Source organism: Delftia sp. BGA-UO-ETr-SB1, assembly GCF_059567865.1.
In genome coordinates this window covers 1-17,875 of sequence record NZ_JCAQOW010000006.1, presented here as the reverse complement: position 1 = coordinate 17,875, position 17,875 = coordinate 1, and the positions used below count along the sequence as shown (strand labels likewise).

Genomic DNA, 17,875 nt, shown 5'->3' with positions numbered 1-17,875 from the left:
CACGGGCCGGCCCGCCGCCATTACAGCATTGCGGGGCGCGTCCGCCCACCGGGAAATCACAACAGGTTCTCAGACAGAAAGGAACGCGGACATGGGCAGTTTTGTGCAGTTGACTTCGTTGGATGGCACGGCTTCGCCGGCCTGGGTGGCGCGGCCCGATGTGCCCGCGCGCGGCGCCGTCGTGGTGCTGCAGGAGATCTTCGGCGTCAACGCCCATATCCGCGCCGTGGCCGACCGCCTGGCAGCCCGCGGCTATGTGGCCGTGGCGCCGTCACTGTTCACGCGTGTCGAGGCCGGTGTGGACCTGGGCTATGGCGACGCCGACCGTGCCAAGGGCATGGCGCTGAAATCCGCCGCCGAGGCGCTGCCCCAGCCCGGCGTGCTGCCCGAGATCGAGGCCGCCATCGCCCATGCCGCCACGCTGGTGCCGGGCGGCAAGGTGGGCATCGTGGGCTTTTGCTGGGGCGGCCTGTGGGCCTGGCGCGCTGCCTGCAACCTGCCCAGCCTGTCGGCTGCGGCCTGCTACTACGGCGGCGGCATGACCACGCCGCTGGAGATGGGCCGCGAGCCGCTGTGCCCCGTGATTGCCCACTTCGGCCGGCGCGATACGCACATTCCCGTGGACGCCGTGCAGGCCTTCGCCCAGGCGCAAAAGCATGTGCAGGTGCACCTGTACGACGCCGACCACGGCTTCAACTGCGACCAGCGCAGCGCCTACGACGAGGCCAGCGCCCTGCAGGCGCGCGACCGCACGCTGGCCTTCTTCGATCAGCACCTGGCCTGATCAACCCCCGGGGTCAGGATCACAGGCCGGCCCCGGCGTCGCCTTGCGCGCCTGCACGGTCTGCAGCGTGCCCCGCAGCGCGCGCTGCTGCGCGGTCAGGAAGCTCATCAGCCCGCCCAGGTCGTTCAGCTGTTGGTCGGGGCCGGCCATGCAGCACAGGTCGATCACCAGGCCCATCTGGTGCATGCAGTCCTTGATGCGATAGACCTCGTATTCGGAAATGGGGTAGTACAGGCTGGTCTCTTCCCTCGGCACTTGCGGGGAAGAGAAGGAAGGCGGGGAGGCGTGTGCTCCGCTGGGCGCATCGAGGTCAGGCATGGCGGCTCCTTTGGCATGAACTGGCACCCCCTTGCGGAGGTCCCGCACAGCCCCGCCAAAAACGGAACCGTGCCCGGCGCAGCACCGGGAAGATGAAAAGCCGCTGCCTCATCAAAAGGCATGCGGCTGCTGCGCCTACGTTGTTCCGGGCCGCCAAGCCCGTATCCCCCGAGGGGATCGCGAAATGGTACTCCAAATGCGCGCCGCAGGCCGGGTTGCAATGTGGTCAACGCTATGCTGAGCTTGCCGCCGCCAACGGGTGGCAGGGCTGTGCAGGTTGGCGGGCCGGGCAAAGGAGCCGGCACCCCCTTGCGGAGGTCCTGCACAGCCCCGCCGAAACGGAACCATGCGCAGCCTTGGGATCAGCCCTGCGGCTGCTGCGCGTGCAGCCCCATGTGGTACAGCCCCCAGGGCGCCTGCGCAAAGCGTTCCTTGAGCGGTTTGCCTGCCAGATCGGCAATGCGGTTGGCGTCGTACATGGCCCATTGCGGGCCCAGGCCGCCCAGGCCCAGGCGCCGGCCGTCCATGTGCGTGGCCAGCAGCATGCGCCATTGCAGGGCCTGCGCCAGCGGCAGCTGGGCGCGGTAGCCGTCGATGGCCTGCAGGGTGATCCACTGGCCCCTGGCCGCTGCGGCGGCGCTGTCCACGCCGGCCGCCTGCAGCACGGTGGCCAGCAGCGGGCCGCGCAGCCGGTGGGGCTGGCCGTCGTATTCGATATGGGGCGTGATCTCCACCGTGGGCAGGCGCTCCAGCGCACCAGCCCCTGTGGTCCAGGCCGAGTCGAAGGCCAGGCCATGGTTTTTCAGCAGCAGGTCGGCCACCGGGTCCAGCGGCCCCCGGTTGCCGCGCACGCCGGGGCCGCTGATGGTGAGCACGGCGGCTTCGGTGCTTTTCCCGGGGGCGGCGGGGGCGGCCAGGGCGCTTTCGCACAGGGCCAGGCCGGTGGCTGCGCTGGCGGCCAGCAGGCTGCGGCGTGAAAGCGGGCTCCGGCTTGCGGATGCGGTCATGGGGAACTCCTGGGGGTGCGTGGCGATGTGCCAGCGCCGATTTTCCGTGAAGTGCCCATCCTGCGCGACAACGCCGCGCCCGCTGCGGTCAGCAGGCTCAGCAGCGCAATCCCCCCGGCGCCCAGCGCTGGAATGGGCGCCGCAGATGGTGCGGGGGCCGCCGTGACGGTCACGGTGTTGCTGTCCGAGCCGGTGGTGTTTCCATCACCGGGCACATAGCGCGCCTGCACCGTGGCCGTGCCCGGTGGCAGCCGGGGCACGCTGCAGCTGGCCTGCCCGCCGGTCACCGGAACGCTGGCGCACAGCACCTGCGTTCCGTTCAAGAAATCCACCGTGCCGCTGGCGCCGGCAGGCAGCGTGACCTGGGCGCTGAAAGTCACGCTCTGGCCATGGCCTGGCGCAGCGGGGGAGGCCGACAGGTGGGCGCTGGTGGCTGCCGGGCCGATCACCACGGTCACGGCTGCGGGCTCGGTGGTGGCGCCGTTGGCATCGGTGGCGGTCAGCGTGAAGCTGTAGCTGCCTGCCGCCTGCGTGGCTGGGGCCGAGAGCGTGCCGGCGGCCTGGCTGAAGCCTGCGGGCAAACTGCCCACGCTGTAGCTGAACGGCCCCACGCCGCCGCCGGGCACGGGCGCCAGCGGCTGGCTGTAGGCCGTGCCGTAGGTGCCGGAGGGCAGGCTTGCCGTGACGCTGAAGGCCGTGAAGCTGGCCTGTACGCTCCTGGCGGCATCGATGGTGACGCTGCAGGTGGACGTGCTGCCGCTGCAGGCATCACCCCAGGCGGCAAAGGCATGGCCAGGGTCGGGGGTGGCGGCCAGGGTCACCAGGGTGGGCGCGCCTTCGAAGTAGCCATAGCCGGCCTGGCACAGGCCGCCTGGGTGGCCGCAGTCCTGTACGGCACCCGTGGCCGCAGGCGGGGAGGGCTGCGCCGATACGCCGCCCGCGCCGCTGGCCAGAACGGTCAATGCCGCCTGGAAGACGTTCGCCTCCACGGCGCCGATGTCGCACCGCGCACCCTGGGGCCTGACCACGCCGCGCTGGTCCGTGCCGGGTGCGGCCGTGCAGGCCACCCCGTCCAGTGCCGGGCTGCCGGTGCTGTTCAACATGGTCTGGGTGGGGCCGCCGTGGCTGGCCAGGGGGCTGAGCTGCGGGTTGCCCGTGGTGAAGGCCAGGGCGCTGATGTCGGCATTGTTCAGGGCCTGCGCCAGGCCCAGCAGGTTGTCGCTGCCGCTGGCATCGCTGGTGCCGCCATTGCGCAGGTCCAGCACCACGTCCCTGCCAGCGGGCTGTTTGGTGGCCGGCTCGAACACGCTGCCCTGGGCAATGCTGGCCTGCATCTCCAGCGAGGCACCGCTGCGAGTGCAACTGGTGTTGCCACCCGCACTGCAGGCGGCCTGGGAATCGCCCAGGCTGTAGATGGCGCCGCCTTGCGCGGCAGGGTTGTCGTCGCCATTGGCCTGCACGGTATTGCCGGCCAGGGTGGAGAAACGGATGGTGAGCACGCCGTTGTAGTTGAAAACGGCGCCACCCAGGCCGGCGCCGCCGCCGCTGCTGTTGCCCAGCCCGCCGTGTGCACCGTTGCCAGCGAGGGTGACCTGGTTCAGCGTCAAGGTGCCTGCGTTGTTGAAAATGGCCCCTCCCATGCCGCCTGCGCCACCGCCAGCGTCGAAGGCGCCGCCCCCACCGTTGCCAGCGCCGAAGCCGCCACCGCTGCCACGACGGCCACCACCACCGCCAAAGCCGCCACCGCCGGAGCCGCCGCCGCCACCACCGAAGCCGCCGGACTTGCCGCTGGCGCTGCCACTGCCACCGCCCAGGCCGCCATCGTCCGGGCCGCCAGCGTTCGGCCGTCCCCCCGGGGACAAAGTCCCATCCTCGCCCACGCCGGCACCTGCAAAAGAGTTCAAGGAAAGCCTGCCTCCTTGCCCCCCTTGTGCGTGATTGCGCGTGAGCGTGCTGCGTTCGATGGTGAGCTGGCCCCGATTGAAGATGGCACCGCCCGCACCCAGCGCGCCGCCGCCAAAGCGGCTGGAGCCGCCTGTGGCCTGCCCCCCGGCCAGGGTCAGGCCGCGCAGGACCAGTCCACCCTGCGCATCGATGTCGAACAGCCGGAAACCGGGTGCGGTCCCGAGGCGCTGCACGCTCACGCCCTGGGGCGTCAGGCCATTCGCGGTGGCGTCGACGGTGATGCGCTTGCCGCTGATGAAGAAGGCGCTGGGGCCGAACTGCGAGACGTAGCCGGGCCAACTGGCCAGGGGCAGGCAGGTGGCGCCGGCGGCCTGCCCGGTGTCCAGGCAGTTGGTAAAGCGGGTCAGCGAGATGGTCTGTCCATCCAGGGCCGCGCCGAAGACGATGGTGTCGCCATCGGCGGCATGGTTGATGGCGTCGCGCAGGGTGTCGCAGTTGCGGTCGCCTGCGGCAGGCGAGCATTGCGCACGAGACAGCGGCTCGGTGTCTGCAATCTCGCCGGCGGTGGTGACGGTGAGTGTGGCGGCCTGGGCCGCGACGCCGGCAAGGGCCAGTGCCAACCCGCCCGCCAGGCCCGGCAATGTCCGGCCCCAGGGGCTCGGCGTGGGTATGGGTGGTACGTCGGCTGCAGCAGACGGATGGATCATGGACATGGCGGACCCCCTCGGTAGGCACAGCATCTCGGTGATGTGCTGAAGAGGGCAAATCTATGGGGTGTCCGGCTTTCTGTATGTCCCCCGTTCGGGCTACATGGCCGATGAGAGGGGGCGGGGGCGCCATGCCGCCCGTGTCACCCATGCCGCCCATGTCACCTATCCGGGCGACATGACAGCGGTCTTGTTCCATGTGAACATGCGGCCCTCGCCACGCACTCCACCCACATGGACACGCACACAGACCCTTACTCTGCCGCCGCGACGGGTGGCGCCACAGTCATCCGCGTGGCCGTGGTGGAGGACGACGCCGCCTGCCGCCACGCCCTGGTGGGCGTGATCAATGCCGCGAAGGACATGGTCCTGTGCTGGGCGGCAGCCAGCCGCGCGGAGGCCCTGCACCAGCTCGGCCGGGCCGATGGGGCCGGTGCCATGGACGTGATGCTGGTGGACCTGGGCCTGCCCGATGGCAGCGGCCTGGAGGTGATTGCTGCCGTACGCACCCGCCATCCGGGGGCGGCGGTGATGGTCAGCACCATCTTTGGCGACGAGCAGCATGTGCTGGCCGCCATCGAGGCCGGCGCCATGGGCTATCTGCTCAAGGACCTGGCCGCCGACGCGGTGCTGGAGGAAGTGCGCAGCCTGCACGCGGGCGGCAGCCCCATCAATCCCATGGTGGCGCGCAAGCTGCTGCTGCGCCAGCAGCGGGCCGGGGCGGTGGCCGGGCTGCAGCCGCCTGCCGAGCCGCAGGCCGCCGCGCAGGCGCTGTCCACGCGCGAGCTGGAGGTGCTGCGCCTGGTGGCGCGCGGCCACACGCTGGACGAGGTGGCGCGCCAGCTGGGCGTGTCGCGCCATACGGTGCGCACCTTCGTGCGGCGCATCTACGGCAAGCTGCAGGTGTCCAGCCGCACGCAGATGATGCATGTGGCCTTGCAGCGCGGCTGGCTGGCCGAGGGGCGGCAATGAGCGCCGCCAGGGTGGGCAGATGACGCAGCCGCTGCTGCAGGGGAGGGTCTTGCTGGTTTCGGCGGGGCTGGTGGCGCTGGCGATGCTGCTGGCGGGGGCGTTCGGGCTGCGTGGCCCCGCCGCAGGCGAAGCGGTGCAACTGCGCCAGGCGCAGCTGTGGCGGTCGGGCAGCCCGCACTGGGCGCCGCCTGCGGCGCTTGCGTCGGCCGACGACGCGGTGCTGGATGCATCGACGCCGTGGAGCGATGTGGACCTGCCCTATGGGGGCGACAGGGCCGTGTCGGGCAGCGGCGACCTGGCCGCGGCGCCGCCCGAGGTGCGCTGGTTCCGCGCCGTGGTGCCGCCTGCGGCGCTGGAGCCCACGCCCCAGGGCGCGCGCCTGTATATCCCGCGCTGGCAGACGGTGGGCACGGTGGCGGTGTATGTGGATGGGAAGCTGGCCTGGCAGACGCGCGGCAGCCGGGTGTGGAACAGTTTCAACCGGCCGGTGTGGCTGGACCTGGGCGGGCTGGCGCAGCCGGGCAGGCCGCTGCAGGTGCATGTGCGCATGGCCAGCCAGCAGGGCGTGGGCGGGGCGCTGTCCAGCCTGTGGGCGGGGCCGGCCGAGTCGCTGCGCCTGTCCTGGCGGCTGCGCAGCCTGCTCCAGGCCGATCTGGTGGTCTACACGGCGGGCTCCTACCTGGTGCTGGGCCTGTTCGCGCTGGCGCTGTGGACGCTGCAGCGGCGGCGCGGGGATGTGGTGTTCCTGCTGTTCTTCCTGATGTCGCTGTGCCAGTTGCTGGGCTCGCTGCAGTTCATGGTGGACGGCGAGGGGCTGGCCCTGTCGGACGGCTGGTTCTCCTGGCTGACGCTGGCCGGCCTCATGGGCGCCACGGTGGCGGCCTTCCATTTCCTGTGCCTGATGCAGCGCAGGCGCCGGCCCTGGCTGGCCCGGGTGCTGCAGGGCTATGTGGGCACGGTGCTGCTGGTGGCGGTGCCGCTGTGGGGGCCGGCGCACGAGACCATCCTGCCGCTGCTGCGGCTGCTGATGGTGCCGCCGGAGATCCTGGTGCTGTGCATGGCCGTGGCGGGCGCCTGGCGCATGCGCGATGGCGGCAGCACCATGCTGGCCGTGTGGATGCTGCTGTCTTTACCCATCGGCTTCCATGACCTGGCGCTGCAGAGCTACCTGATCAGCATAGAGAGCATCTACCTCACGCCCTATGTGTACCTGGGGCTGTTCACGCTGTTCCTGCTGGTGGCCTACCGGCGCTACAACGGCGCGCTGGCCGTGGCAGAGAACGCCAACCTGCATCTGGCGGAACGGCTCAAGGCCCAGGAGGCCGAGCTGGCCCAGGCCCATGAACGCCTGCTGGCCGTGGAGCGCGAGCAGACGCTGATGCAGGAACGCCAGCGCCTGATGCGCGAGATGCACGACGGCGTGGGCTCTTCGCTGATGAGCGCGCTGCGCGTGGTGGAGTTCAACCAGGCCGGCACGGTGGACCTGGTGCAGCTGCTGCAGGAGTGCATCGATGACCTGAAGCTGTCCATCGACTCTCTGGAGCCGCTGGACTGCGACCTGCTGGCGCTGCTGGCCGGGCTGCGCTATCGGCTGGGGCCGCGCCTGGAGGGGGCGGGGCTGCGGCTGCACTGGGAGGTGAGCGACCTGCCCGCGCTGCCCTGGCTGGACGCGCAGGCCGCCCTGCATGTGCTGCGCATCCTGCAGGAGGTGCTGACCAACATCATCAAGCACAGCGGCGCGCGCGAGATCACGGTGCGCACGGCCCAGGCCCCGCTGGACGGCCGGGCCGGCGTGCAGGTGCTGGTGGAGGACGACGGCCACCCCTTCGACCGCGCCCAGGCACCCACCGAGGGCCGCAAGGGACTGGTGAACATGCGCACGCGCGCGCTGGCGCTGCAGGCGCGGCTGGACTGGGCGCCGCTGGCCGGCGGCAATCGCTTCACGCTGTGGATGCCGCTGGAGCGGGCGGGGCCCTAGTCCTGCGCCGTGCGCGCCATGTAGCGCTTGCGCCAGAAGAACACGGTCAGGCCCACGGCAATCGTCGTCATCGAGCCCATGGCCCACCAGAAGCCGTCCTGCTTGTGCACCAGGGGGATGAACTCGAAGTTCATGCCGAAGATGCCGGCAATCAGGTTCAGCGGCAGGAAGACGGCCGTCAGCGCGGTCAGCGTGCGCATGATGTCGTTGGTGCGGTTGCTCTGCACCGAAAAATGCATCTGCACCACGGTCTCGGTGCTTTGCTCCAGCCGCCGCACGTGGTGGACCACGCGCTCTATGTGTTCCAGCACGTCGCGGCTGCGCACCTTGAGCAGGTCCAGCTCGCGCAGCGCCACCGCATCTTCAGGCGGCGCCCAGGTCTCCAGCGCGTCCGTCCAGTCCTGCACGGCGGCGCGCTGGTCTTCGCAGACTTCGTCCAGCTCGTGCAGGGCCAGGCGTGCGTCCAGCAGGGCGCTCCAGTTGGCAAAGCGCGTGCGCGGGCGCAGCAGCTCGGTCTGCCAGTGGTCCAGCTGGCGCGACAGTTCGCGGCGCAGGTCCAGGAAGCCGTCCACGATGAGGTTGACCACGCGCAGCATGAGATCGGGCGGGCTGGCAGGCAGCCGCGTGCCGGAGGTGGGGTTCAGCCGCCCCTCGCGGGGGTCATTGGGCACGGCGGCCAGCAGCCGCGCGGCATAGGCGTCGCGCACGGTGCAGTCGTCGGGGTGCACGGACAGCAGCACCTGATCGAACATGGCAAAGCCCACGGGGCTGGTGTCGATGTTGCGCAGCACGGGCGGACCTGTGCGGCGCACGGGAGGTGAGGGGGGCAGCGCCTGCGCCGCAGGCGAAGAGGCCGTGCCGGCCTGCGGGGCGGCACGTGCCTGCCCGCTGGCCAGGCGGCGAAACACCAGCAGGTCGTACTGCGAGGTGTAGTCGTAGCGCGAGGGCAGCTGGGCGTTGAGCAGGTCCGAGACATGCAGGTCCACCAGCTGCTGGCCCGACAGCAGCTGCAGCGTGCGCTGCACCTCGGCCAGCCGCTCCTGCAGGGTGGCGCGGGTGCAGGAGATCCAGACGAATCCCTGCGCGGGCGCCTGGTCGGGCAGGGCGGCCAGTTCGGTGGCGCCGCCCGGCTGCAGGTGGAAGATGCGCATGTTCCTGGCGGCGGGAGCGGCTCCCGCGGGCGGCGTCACCGGCTGCATGCGCTCAGCCGCGCAGCTTGCGCGCGGCGTCGATGGCGAAGTAGGTCAGGATGCCGTCGGCACCTGCGCGCTTGAAGGCCAGCAGCGATTCCATCATCACCTGGTCATGGTCCAGCCAGCCGTTGGCGGCGGCGGCCTTGAGCATGGCGTACTCGCCGCTGACCTGGTAGGCAAAGGTGGGCACGCCGAATTCGTCCTTGACGCGGCGCACCACGTCCAGGTACGGCATGCCGGGCTTGACCATGACCATGTCGGCGCCTTCGGCCAGGTCCTGGGCGACTTCGCGCAGGGCCTCGTCGGTGTTGGCGGGGTCCATCTGGTAGACGTTCTTGTCGGCCTTGCCCAGCGCGCCGCGCGTGCCCACGGCGTCGCGGAACGGGCCGTAGAAGGCGCTGGCGTACTTGGCGCTGTAGGCCATGATGCGGGTGTGGATGTGGCCGTGGGCCTCCAGCGCCTCGCGGATGGCGCCGATGCGGCCGTCCATCATGTCGCTGGGCGCCACCATGTCCACGCCGGCCTCGGCATGGTTCAGGGCCTGGCCCACCAGTACCTGCACGGTCTCGTCGTTGATGATGTAGCCGGACTCATCCAGGATGCCGTCCTGGCCGTGGCTGGTGTAGGGGTCCAGGGCCACGTCGGTCATCACGCCCAGTTGCGGGAATTCCTTCTTGAGCGCACGCACCACGCGCGGGATCAGGCCGTCGGGGTTGAGCGCCTCCTTGCCGTCGGGCGTCTTCAGCGAGGTCTCGATGGCGGGGAACAGCGCCAGGAACGGGATCTCCAGCTGCACGCACTGCTCGGCCACGGGCAGCAGCAGGTCCAGGCTCAGGCGGTCCACGCCGGGCATGGAGGGCACGGCCTCGCGCTGGTTCGTGCCTTCGTGCACGAACACGGGGTAGATGAAGTCATGGGCCGTGAGCACGTTCTCGCGCACCAGATTGCGCGTGAAGGCGTCGCGGCGCAGGCGACGGGGGCGGTTGTGCGGGAAGGGGGTGGGGCTGGACAGATGCATGCCGAAAATTGTGCCCCATTCCCGCCGCAGGCCCCGCAACCCTGGCGACGACGCCGGCACGCGGGACTCGGCTTTTGCGCCTGCGCAGCCTGGCGCACCCCTGTACGCACGTACACTGCCCGCATGCTGTGGGTCAAAGCCTTTCATATCGTTTTCGTGGCAAGCTGGTTCGCGGGCCTGTTCTATCTGCCTCGCATCTTCGTCAACGTGGCCATGGTCACGCCCGGCTCGGTGGCCGAGCGCGAGCGCCTGCTGCTGATGGCACGCAAGCTGCTGCGCTTCACCACGCTGCTGGCCGTGCCTGCACTGGGCCTGGGCCTGTGGCTGTACCTGGGCTACGGCATCGGCAAGGGGCCGGGCAGCGGCTGGATGCATGCCAAGCTGGCCGGCGTGCTGCTGGTCATCGGCTACCACCACGCCTGCGCGCGCCTGCTGCGCAAGCTGATCGACAACCGGGACCAGCACAGCCACCGCTGGTTCCGTTTCTTCAACGAGGTGCCGGTGCTGCTGCTGGTGGCCATCGTCATCCTGGTGGTCGTCAAACCTTTCTGAGAAACCGATCCAACGAAGAGGGAGGCAGGGCGTGGTGCAAAAGACTTCGGCCTGGCCGCTGGCGCTGGTCTATGCGGTGCTCATCGTTTTCGCCAGCCTGTTTCCTTTCGATGGCTGGCGTGCCCAGGGCATTGATCCGCTGGTCTTCCTGACGGCAAAGATCCCGCCGCCGTACTGGACCTGGTTCGACATCAACATCAATATCGTCGGCTACGCGCCGCTGGGCTTTTTCCTGGCGCTGGCCCTGGTGCGCAGCGGCAGCCCGCGTGCGGCCGTGCCGCTGGCGGCGCTGGCCGGCACGCTGCTGTCGCTGTCCATGGAGTTCCTGCAGATCTACCTGCCGCGGCGTGTTCCCTCCAACCTGGACCTGGTGCTCAATGCGGGCGGCACCCTGCTGGGGGCGCTGGTGGCGCTGCTGCTGGAGCGGCTGGGCGCGCTGGCGCGCTGGAGCGCCTTTCGCACCCACTGGCTGGGCGAGGACGGCGGCGGCGCCATGGTGCTGCTGGCACTGTGGCCCTGGGCGCTGCTCTTTCCCGCCGCCGTGCCCTTTGGCCTGGGCCAGGTGCTGGAGCGGCTGGAGCAGGGGCTGCTGGATCTGCTTGAAGGCACGCCCTTCCTCATGTGGCTGCCGCTGCGCGAGTCCGCGCTGACGCCGCTGTCGCCCGTGACCGAGATGCTGTGCGTGATGCTGGGCCTGTGGGTGCCCTGTCTGCTGGCCTACTGCGTGATGCGCCACATGGGCCGGCGCGCCATGCTGGCGGGCTCTGCGGTGGTGATCGGCATCGGTGTCTCGGCACTGTCGGCCGCGCTGAGCTGGGGGCCGGCCCATGCCTGGGAGTGGGTGGACCTGCCGGTGCGCATGGGCGTGTGGGGTGGCCTGGGCCTGGCCATGGTGGCCATGCCGCTGCCGCGCCGGGCCTGTGCGGCCCTCTTGCTGCTGGTGCTGGTGCTGCAATTGAGCATCCTGAACCAGGCCCCCACCAGCGCCTATTTCTCGGAAACGCTGCAGGCCTGGGAGCAGGGCCGCTTCATCCGCTTCTACGGGCTGGGTCAGTGGCTGGGCTGGCTGTGGCCCTATGCGACCCTGGTCTATGTGCTGCTCAGGCTGGCGCGCCGCGATGCGGCACCTCCGCCGCCCCCGGCGCCTGCAGTGCCGCAGGCCTAGAATCCGCTCCATGAGCGAACACCCACGTCCCGGGGCCGACAGCGGCCAGCAAGGCGCAGGCAACTACTATGCGCGCCACATCTTCTTTTGCCTCAACGAGAGGCCCAACGGCGAGGACTGCTGTGCGCTGCACGGCGCCAAGGCGGGCTTTGACCACTGCAAGAAGCAGGTCAAGCAGCTGGGCCTGGCCGGCAAGGGCCAGGTGCGCGTGAACAAGGCCGGTTGCCTGGACCGCTGCGCGGGCGGTCCCGTGGCCGTGGTCTACCCCGAAGGCACCTGGTACACCTTCGTGGACGAGTCCGACATCGACGAGATCGTCGAGTCCCACCTCAAGAACGGCCAGCCCGTGGAGCGCCTGCTGCTGCCGCCCGACGTGGGCCGCTGAGCACCGGCTGGAACTTTGGGCCTTTCCGGGCATCAGTGCTTTGTCAGCTTGGATTGGCTGCTACTACTAGGATAGCGATTGTGAATGCGCAGACCGAACGTTTGACCTTGACCGGCCTTGCCGGGGCCGTGGAGGCCCTGCGCGATGCGCCGGCCGCCGATGCACCGCCGCGCGGCGTGGCCATCATCGCCCACCCCCATCCGCTGTTCGGCGGCACCATGGACAACAAGGTGGTGCAGACCCTGGCGCGTGCCTTCGTGCAGTGCGGCTACACGGCCGTGCGATTCAACTTCCGCGGCGTGGGCGCCAGTGCCGGCGAGCACGACGCAGGCGTCGGCGAGGCCCAGGACATGCTGTCCGTGGTCCGCCAGGTCGCCCCCGAAGGACCGATCGCGCTGGCCGGCTTCTCATTCGGGGCCTTCGTCACCAGCCATGTGCTGGCGGGGCTCTGGAACGAGGGCCGGGTGGAAAAGGCGGTGCTGGTGGGAACGGCGGCCAGCCGTTTCACCGTGGCGCCTGTCCCGCCCGAAGCCCATGACCGGACCCTGGTGGTGCACGGCGAAGCCGATGACACGGTGCCTCTGTCTGCCGTCATGGACTGGGCGCGCCCGCAGATACTGCCTGTTACCGTCGTGCCCGGGGGCGGTCATTTCTTTCACGGACAATTGCCGCTGCTCAAAAGCCTCGTGGTCCGCCATTTGCGCTCACTCCCCTAGCGGCCCGCGCCGCTGCTCAACAGGCCTGCCCCATCTGGCGGGCATGTTTTCGCCTTTCCTGCATTCCCTGCCCTTTAGCGAGAGTTTTCCTCATGAAGCCACTTTCCTCCACGCTGCGAGTCCTGGCACTGGCGGCCGCCATGGCGCCGGCCCTGGCGCTGGCGCAGATCACCCCGCCCCAGCCGCCCGAAATCGCGGCGCGCAACTATCTGCTGGTCGATGTCACCGCCAACCAGGTGCTGGGCGCCAAGGACATCGATGCGCCCATCGAGCAGGCCTCGCTGACCAAGCTGATGACCGGCTACCTGGTCTTCGACGCGCTGCGCGCCAAGAAGATCACGCTGGAGCAGCGCCTGCCCGTGAGCGAGCGCGCCTGGAAGATGCCCGGCTCGCGCATGTTCATCGACCCCAAGATGCAGGTGCCGGTCGATGACCTGGTCAAGGGCATGATCGTGCAGTCCGGCAACGACGCCACCATGGCCCTGGCCGAAGGCGTGGGCGGCTCGGCCGAGAACTTCGTGCGGCTCATGAACGAGCAGGCCAAGGCGCTGGGCATGAAGAACACCAGCTACAAGAACCCCGAAGGCCTGACCGAGCCCGGCCACCTGACCACGGCGCGCGACCTGTCCATCCTCGCCCAGCGCCTGATGCAGGACTTCCCCGAGTACATGCACTACTACTCGACCAAGAAGTACTTCTATCCAGGCACACCGGCCTCCAACGGCACCAACCGCAACTCGCTGCTGTTCCGCGACCCGACCGTCGATGGCCTCAAGACCGGCCACACGGCCGCCGCCGGCTACTGCCTGGTGGCCACCGCCAAGCGCGATCTGCCCAACGTGGGCAGCCGCCGCCTGATCTCCATCGTGCTGGGCGCGGCCAGCGAGAACGCGCGTGCCAATGAAAGCCAGAAGCTGCTGAACTGGGGCTATGCGGCCTTCGATTCGGTCAAGCTGTTCGATGCCGAGCAGGCCGTGGCCACGCCCGAAGTCTGGAAGGGCAAGGCGAACACCGTCAAGATCGGCCGCACCACGCCCATCGTGGTCACCGTGCCGGCCGGCAGCGGCGGCAAGCTGAGCACCGAAGTCGTGCGCCAGGACCCGCTGATCGCCCCGTTCACCAAGGGCCAGGCCATGGGCACGCTCAAGGTCAAGATGGGTGCCGACACCGTGGCCGAAGTGCCGCTGGTGGCGCTGGAAGGCGTGGAGCAGGCGGGCTTCTTCGGCCGTGCCTGGGATGCGATCCGCCTCTGGATCAAGTAAGCCCCGCGCCTGTCGCGCAGGCCCTCGCGTACTGGCTTGGAGGGGGTGCAGTTGTGCGATCTCCCGCAAGCTGGTACAGTCGAGGGCTTTTCGGAATTTCCGAAGGGATTCACGTTTTCGCTTTTCGCAAGCAATTCACGTTTAGGGACGTTTATTAATGCCAACCATTAACCAACTCGTGCGTCAGGGCCGCACGGTCGAAGTTGTCAAATCCAAGAGCCCTGCTATGGAAAACTGCCCTCAGCGCCGCGGCGTGTGCACCCGTGTGTACACCACGACGCCTAAGAAGCCTAACTCCGCTCTGCGTAAGGTTGCCAAGGTGCGCCTGACCAACGGCTTCGAGGTCATCTCCTACATCGGTGGTGAAGGCCACAACCTGCAAGAGCACAGCGTTGTTCTGGTGCGCGGCGGCCGTGTGAAGGACTTGCCCGGTGTGCGTTACCACATCGTGCGTGGCTCCCTTGACCTGCAAGGCGTCAAGGACCGCAAGCAATCCCGTTCCAAGTACGGCGCGAAGAAGCCCAAGGCCAAGTAAGCCCTGCGTTTTTTCGAGGAAGGTGCTGTATCCCGCGTGGCGCGAGATTCAGCGTAGTGACCCCAAACGCAAGTGTTTTGCGCGGGTCGAGTAAGTGGGAGTCCTGTTGACTCTCGCGGTGTCTGAAAAGATGCCAACTGAAGCAAGATAGAGGTAAAAAATGCCACGTCGTCGCGAAGTCCCCAAACGTGAAATCCTGCCGGATCCCAAGTTCGGCAATGTCGAGCTGTCCAAGTTCATGAACGTGATCATGGAAGGCGGCAAGAAGGCGGTCGCAGAACGCATCATCTACGGTGCCCTGGACCTGATTCAAAAGAAGCACCCTGACAAAGACCCGCTGGAAGCCTTCGTTGTTGCCATCAACAACGTCAAGCCCATGGTCGAAGTGAAGTCCCGCCGTGTTGGCGGTGCCAACTACCAAGTGCCCGTCGAAGTGCGCCCCGTGCGTCGCCTGGCTCTGTCCATGCGTTGGCTGAAGGAAGCCGCCCGCAAGCGCGGCGAGAAGTCCATGGCCCAGCGCCTGGCCAACGAGCTGCTCGAGGCCACCGAAGGCCGTGGCGGCGCCATGAAGCGCCGTGACGAAGTTCACCGCATGGCCGAAGCCAACAAGGCATTCAGCCACTTCCGCTTCTAAGAGCACTTCGCTCCCGATCAGACAGGCCGCATGCATTTTTGCCTGCGGCCTTGTCTCGATTAGGAGCATCCCCAGATAAGACTGCTGTCCGTCTGCACCATGAGGCTGGAACGGGCAGAGACTCCCTCCATACGATCAAGGATCCATCATGGCTCGCAAGACCCCCATCGAGCGCTACCGCAACATCGGTATCTCCGCCCACATCGACGCAGGCAAAACCACCACCACTGAACGTATCCTGTTCTATACCGGTGTGACCCACAAGCTGGGCGAAGTGCACGACGGCGCTGCTACGACCGACTGGATGGAGCAAGAGCAAGAGCGCGGCATCACCATCACTTCCGCTGCAGTGACCTGCTTCTGGAAGGGCATGGACCTGTCCTACCCCGAGCACCGTTTCAACATCATCGACACCCCCGGCCACGTGGACTTCACCATTGAGGTGGAGCGTTCCATGCGCGTGCTGGACGGCGCCTGCATGGTGTACTGCGCCGTGGGCGGCGTGCAGCCCCAGTCGGAAACCGTGTGGCGCCAAGCCAACAAGTACAAGGTGCCCCGCCTGGCCTTCGTGAACAAGATGGACCGTACCGGCGCCAACTTCTTCAAGGTCGTTGACCAGATGAAGCTGCGCCTGAAGGCCAACCCCGTGCCCGTCGTGATCCCGATCGGCGCCGAAGACAACTTCAAGGGCGTGGTCGACCTCGTCAAGATGAAGGCCATCATCTGGGACGAAGCCTCGCAAGGCATGAAGTTCGAATACCACGAGATCCCCGCCGAGCTGGTGGAGACCGCCAACAAGTGGCGTGAGAACCTCGTGGAAGCCGCCGCTGAAGCCAGCGAAGAGCTGATGAACAAGTACCTGGAAGAAGGTACTCTGTCCGAAGAAGACGTGAAGGCCGGCCTGCGTGCTCGTACGCTGGCTACCGAAATCCAGCCCATGCTGTGCGGTACCGCTTTCAAGAACAAGGGTGTGCAGCGCATGCTGGACGCCGTGATCGACTACCTGCCGGCGCCTGTGGACATCCCTGACGTCACCGGTACCGATCCCGAAAACGAAGAAACCAAGCTCAGCCGCAAGGCTGACGACGGTGAAAAGTTTGCGGCACTGGCCTTCAAGCTGATGACCGACCCGTTCGTCGGTCAGCTGACCTTCGTGCGCGTGTACTCGGGCGTCCTGACCAAGGGCGACACCGTGTTCAACTCGGTCAAGGGCAAGAAGGAACGCATCGGTCGTATCGTGCAGATGATGGCCAACGAGCGCGTGGAAGTCGAAGAAATCCGCGCCGGCGACATCGCTGCCTGCGTGGGCCTGAAGGACGTGACGACCGGCGAAACGCTGTGCTCCGTGGACGCCCCCATCGTGCTGGAACGCATGGTCTTCCCCGAGCCCGTGATTGCACAGGCCGTGGAGCCCAAGTCCAAGGCCGACCAGGAAAAGATGGGCATCGCCCTGTCGCGCCTGGCTGCCGAAGATCCGTCGTTCCGCGTGCGTACCGACGAAGAATCGGGCCAGACCATCATCGCCGGCATGGGCGAGCTGCACCTGGAAATCATCGTTGACCGCATGAAGCGCGAATTCAACGTGGAAGCCAACGTGGGCAAGCCCCAGGTTGCCTACCGCGAAACCATTCGCCAGAAGGTCGTGGACGTGGACGGCAAGTTCGTTCGCCAATCCGGTGGTAAGGGTCAGTACGGCCACGTGGTGTTCACGGTCGAACCCCAGGAACCCGGCAAGGGCTTCGAGTTCGTCGACGCCATCAAGGGCGGTGTGGTTCCTCGCGAATACATCCCCGCAGTCGAGAAGGGCGTGATCGAAGCGCTGACTTCCGGCGTGCTGGCTGGCTACCCCGTCGTGGACGTGAAGGTCACGCTGACCTTCGGTTCGTACCACGATGTGGACTCGAACGAAATGGCGTTCAAGATGGCCGCCATCTTCGGTTTCAAGGAAGCTGCCCGCAAGGCCAGCCCCGTCATCCTGGAACCCATGATGGCTGTGGAAGTCGAGACGCCTGAAGACTACGCCGGTACCGTGATGGGCGATCTGTCCTCGCGTCGCGGCATGGTGCAGGGCATGGACGACATGGCCGGCGGCGGCAAGTCCATCAAGGCTGAAGTGCCTCTGTCGGAAATGTTCGGCTACGCCACGTCGCTGCGCTCGCAGACGCAAGGTCGCGCTACGTACACGATGGAGTTCAAGCACTACTCTGAAGCTCCCCGTAACGTGGCTGAAGCCATCGTTGCTGCTCGCTCGAAGTAAGCTTTTTTGTATAATTGAAGGCTTTTGAATCGCAGCACCCAGGCGTTTTGGCGCCGGGGTGCTGCGGTTTTTGCCGGTCTGCGATCCCATGCCGCCCTGTCACCTGTGCGGGGCGACCAAGCAATGGGGTGCAGACCTTAAACACCACACAGGTTTTGCTCTTTCGGAGAAATCATGGCAAAAGAAAAATTCCAGCGGAACAAGCCGCACGTCAACGTTGGCACCATCGGTCACGTGGACCACGGCAAGACGACCCTGACGGCTGCTATCGCTACCGTTCTGTCCAAGAAGTTCGGCGGCGAAGCCAAGGCTTACGACCAGATCGACGCAGCACCTGAAGAAAAGGCTCGCGGCATCACGATCAATACCGCCCACGTCGAGTACGAAACGGCCGGTCGCCACTACGCTCACGTTGACTGCCCCGGCCACGCCGACTACGTCAAGAACATGATCACCGGCGCTGCTCAAATGGACGGCGCCATCCTGG

The 17,875-nt window shown here is 67.6% G+C and carries 17 protein-coding genes; 12 read left to right on the top strand and 5 right to left on the bottom strand.

Features of this window, described 5'->3' with window-relative positions; genetic code table 11:
* The first annotated feature begins 91 nt into the window (after window positions 1-91).
* Window positions 92-784 (top strand): dienelactone hydrolase family protein, encoded by a 693-nt coding sequence (locus AC57B5_RS18865; protein WP_013800233.1) that lies wholly within the window; start codon window positions 92-94, stop codon window positions 782-784.
* Here AC57B5_RS18865 and AC57B5_RS18860 read toward each other — a convergent pair whose 3' ends face one another.
* The 3 genes from AC57B5_RS18860 to AC57B5_RS18850 all read right to left on the bottom strand — a co-directional run bounded on the left by AC57B5_RS18860 (window position 785) and on the right by AC57B5_RS18850 (window position 4,727).
* Entirely contained in the window at window positions 785-1,102 is a 318-nt protein-coding gene (locus tag AC57B5_RS18860; protein ID WP_496400130.1) for a hypothetical protein, read from the bottom strand.
* 362 nt (window positions 1,103-1,464) lie between these two features.
* Window positions 1,465-2,109, bottom strand: a complete 645-nt coding sequence (locus AC57B5_RS18855; protein ID WP_496400129.1) for a molybdopterin-dependent oxidoreductase — start codon at window positions 2,107-2,109, stop codon at window positions 1,465-1,467.
* Window positions 2,106-4,727 (bottom strand): choice-of-anchor Q domain-containing protein, encoded by a 2,622-nt coding sequence (locus tag AC57B5_RS18850; RefSeq protein WP_496400128.1) that lies wholly within the window; start codon window positions 4,725-4,727, stop codon window positions 2,106-2,108. Before AC57B5_RS18850 ends, AC57B5_RS18855 begins: the two co-directional genes overlap by 4 nt.
* Before the next feature lie 228 nt (window positions 4,728-4,955).
* Here AC57B5_RS18850 and AC57B5_RS18845 point away from each other — a divergent pair, with 228 nt between their 5' ends.
* Together AC57B5_RS18845 and AC57B5_RS18840 are read left to right on the top strand one after the other, a co-directional pair.
* A complete protein-coding gene (locus AC57B5_RS18845; RefSeq protein WP_216295277.1) occupies window positions 4,956-5,693 on the top strand; it encodes a response regulator transcription factor in 738 nt (245 codons plus the stop codon).
* A gap of 19 nt (window positions 5,694-5,712) precedes the next feature.
* Window positions 5,713-7,671: a sensor histidine kinase gene (locus AC57B5_RS18840; protein ID WP_496400127.1), complete on the top strand. Its 1,959-nt coding sequence runs from the start codon at window positions 5,713-5,715 to the stop codon at window positions 7,669-7,671.
* Here the strand turns inward: AC57B5_RS18840 and AC57B5_RS18835 are convergent.
* Window positions 7,668-8,870 (bottom strand): magnesium transporter CorA family protein, encoded by a 1,203-nt coding sequence (locus tag AC57B5_RS18835; protein WP_496400126.1) that lies wholly within the window; start codon window positions 8,868-8,870, stop codon window positions 7,668-7,670. The two genes, AC57B5_RS18840 and AC57B5_RS18835, sit on opposite strands and share 4 nt — an antisense overlap.
* Before the next feature lie 4 nt (window positions 8,871-8,874).
* Window positions 8,875-9,882, bottom strand: coding sequence for a porphobilinogen synthase (hemB, locus tag AC57B5_RS18830; protein WP_013800242.1), 1,008 nt, complete (start codon window positions 9,880-9,882; stop codon window positions 8,875-8,877).
* A gap of 123 nt (window positions 9,883-10,005) precedes the next feature.
* Between hemB and AC57B5_RS18825 the strand changes: the two genes are divergently transcribed.
* The 9 genes from AC57B5_RS18825 to AC57B5_RS18785 form a co-directional block, all read left to right on the top strand.
* On the top strand, window positions 10,006-10,434 hold the full coding sequence (locus tag AC57B5_RS18825; RefSeq protein WP_496400125.1) for a CopD family protein: 429 nt from the start codon (window positions 10,006-10,008) through the stop codon (window positions 10,432-10,434).
* A 31-nt stretch (window positions 10,435-10,465) separates the two neighbouring features.
* Window positions 10,466-11,599 carry a VanZ family protein gene (locus AC57B5_RS18820; RefSeq protein WP_013800244.1) on the top strand — a complete coding sequence of 378 codons (1,134 nt, stop codon included), beginning with the start codon at window positions 10,466-10,468 and terminating at the stop codon, window positions 11,597-11,599.
* 10 nt (window positions 11,600-11,609) lie between these two features.
* Window positions 11,610-11,984, top strand: coding sequence for a (2Fe-2S) ferredoxin domain-containing protein (locus tag AC57B5_RS18815; RefSeq protein WP_012202322.1), 375 nt, complete (start codon window positions 11,610-11,612; stop codon window positions 11,982-11,984).
* 80 nt (window positions 11,985-12,064) lie between these two features.
* A complete protein-coding gene (locus AC57B5_RS18810) occupies window positions 12,065-12,700 on the top strand; it encodes an alpha/beta hydrolase (protein ID WP_012202323.1) in 636 nt (211 codons plus the stop codon).
* A gap of 92 nt (window positions 12,701-12,792) precedes the next feature.
* Window positions 12,793-13,962 (top strand): D-alanyl-D-alanine carboxypeptidase family protein, encoded by a 1,170-nt coding sequence (locus tag AC57B5_RS18805; protein ID WP_013800247.1) that lies wholly within the window; start codon window positions 12,793-12,795, stop codon window positions 13,960-13,962.
* 157 nt (window positions 13,963-14,119) lie between these two features.
* Window positions 14,120-14,497 (top strand): 30S ribosomal protein S12, encoded by a 378-nt coding sequence (rpsL, locus tag AC57B5_RS18800; protein ID WP_012202325.1) that lies wholly within the window; start codon window positions 14,120-14,122, stop codon window positions 14,495-14,497.
* A 160-nt stretch (window positions 14,498-14,657) separates the two neighbouring features.
* On the top strand, window positions 14,658-15,131 hold the full coding sequence (gene rpsG / locus AC57B5_RS18795; RefSeq protein WP_012202326.1) for a 30S ribosomal protein S7: 474 nt from the start codon (window positions 14,658-14,660) through the stop codon (window positions 15,129-15,131).
* 148 nt (window positions 15,132-15,279) lie between these two features.
* On the top strand, window positions 15,280-17,388 hold the full coding sequence (fusA, locus tag AC57B5_RS18790; RefSeq protein WP_013800248.1) for an elongation factor G: 2,109 nt from the start codon (window positions 15,280-15,282) through the stop codon (window positions 17,386-17,388).
* 174 nt (window positions 17,389-17,562) lie between these two features.
* The coding region (locus AC57B5_RS18785; RefSeq protein ID WP_496400124.1) for a GTP-binding protein at window positions 17,563-17,875 on the top strand (313 nt) is incomplete at its 3' end.

Bases quoted from the DNA above. Each gene is read 5' to 3' on its own strand.
- AC57B5_RS18865 (WP_013800233.1), top strand. From the start codon at position 92: ATGGGCAGTTTTGTGCAGTTGACTTCGTTGGATGGCACGGCTTCGCCG.
- AC57B5_RS18860 (WP_496400130.1), bottom strand. From the start codon at position 1,102: ATGCCTGACCTCGATGCGCCCAGCGGAGCACACGCCTCCCCGCCTTCC.
- AC57B5_RS18855 (WP_496400129.1), bottom strand. From the start codon at position 2,109: ATGACCGCATCCGCAAGCCGGAGCCCGCTTTCACGCCGCAGCCTGCTG.
- AC57B5_RS18850 (WP_496400128.1), bottom strand. From the start codon at position 4,727: ATGTCCATGATCCATCCGTCTGCTGCAGCCGACGTACCACCCATACCC.
- AC57B5_RS18845 (WP_216295277.1), top strand. From the start codon at position 4,956: ATGGACACGCACACAGACCCTTACTCTGCCGCCGCGACGGGTGGCGCC.
- AC57B5_RS18840 (WP_496400127.1), top strand. From the start codon at position 5,713: ATGACGCAGCCGCTGCTGCAGGGGAGGGTCTTGCTGGTTTCGGCGGGG.
- AC57B5_RS18835 (WP_496400126.1), bottom strand. From the start codon at position 8,870: ATGCAGCCGGTGACGCCGCCCGCGGGAGCCGCTCCCGCCGCCAGGAAC.
- hemB (WP_013800242.1), bottom strand. From the start codon at position 9,882: ATGCATCTGTCCAGCCCCACCCCCTTCCCGCACAACCGCCCCCGTCGC.
- AC57B5_RS18825 (WP_496400125.1), top strand. From the start codon at position 10,006: ATGCTGTGGGTCAAAGCCTTTCATATCGTTTTCGTGGCAAGCTGGTTC.
- AC57B5_RS18815 (WP_012202322.1), top strand. From the start codon at position 11,610: ATGAGCGAACACCCACGTCCCGGGGCCGACAGCGGCCAGCAAGGCGCA.
- AC57B5_RS18805 (WP_013800247.1), top strand. From the start codon at position 12,793: ATGAAGCCACTTTCCTCCACGCTGCGAGTCCTGGCACTGGCGGCCGCC.
- rpsL (WP_012202325.1), top strand. From the start codon at position 14,120: ATGCCAACCATTAACCAACTCGTGCGTCAGGGCCGCACGGTCGAAGTT.
- rpsG (WP_012202326.1), top strand. From the start codon at position 14,658: ATGCCACGTCGTCGCGAAGTCCCCAAACGTGAAATCCTGCCGGATCCC.
- fusA (WP_013800248.1), top strand. From the start codon at position 15,280: ATGGCTCGCAAGACCCCCATCGAGCGCTACCGCAACATCGGTATCTCC.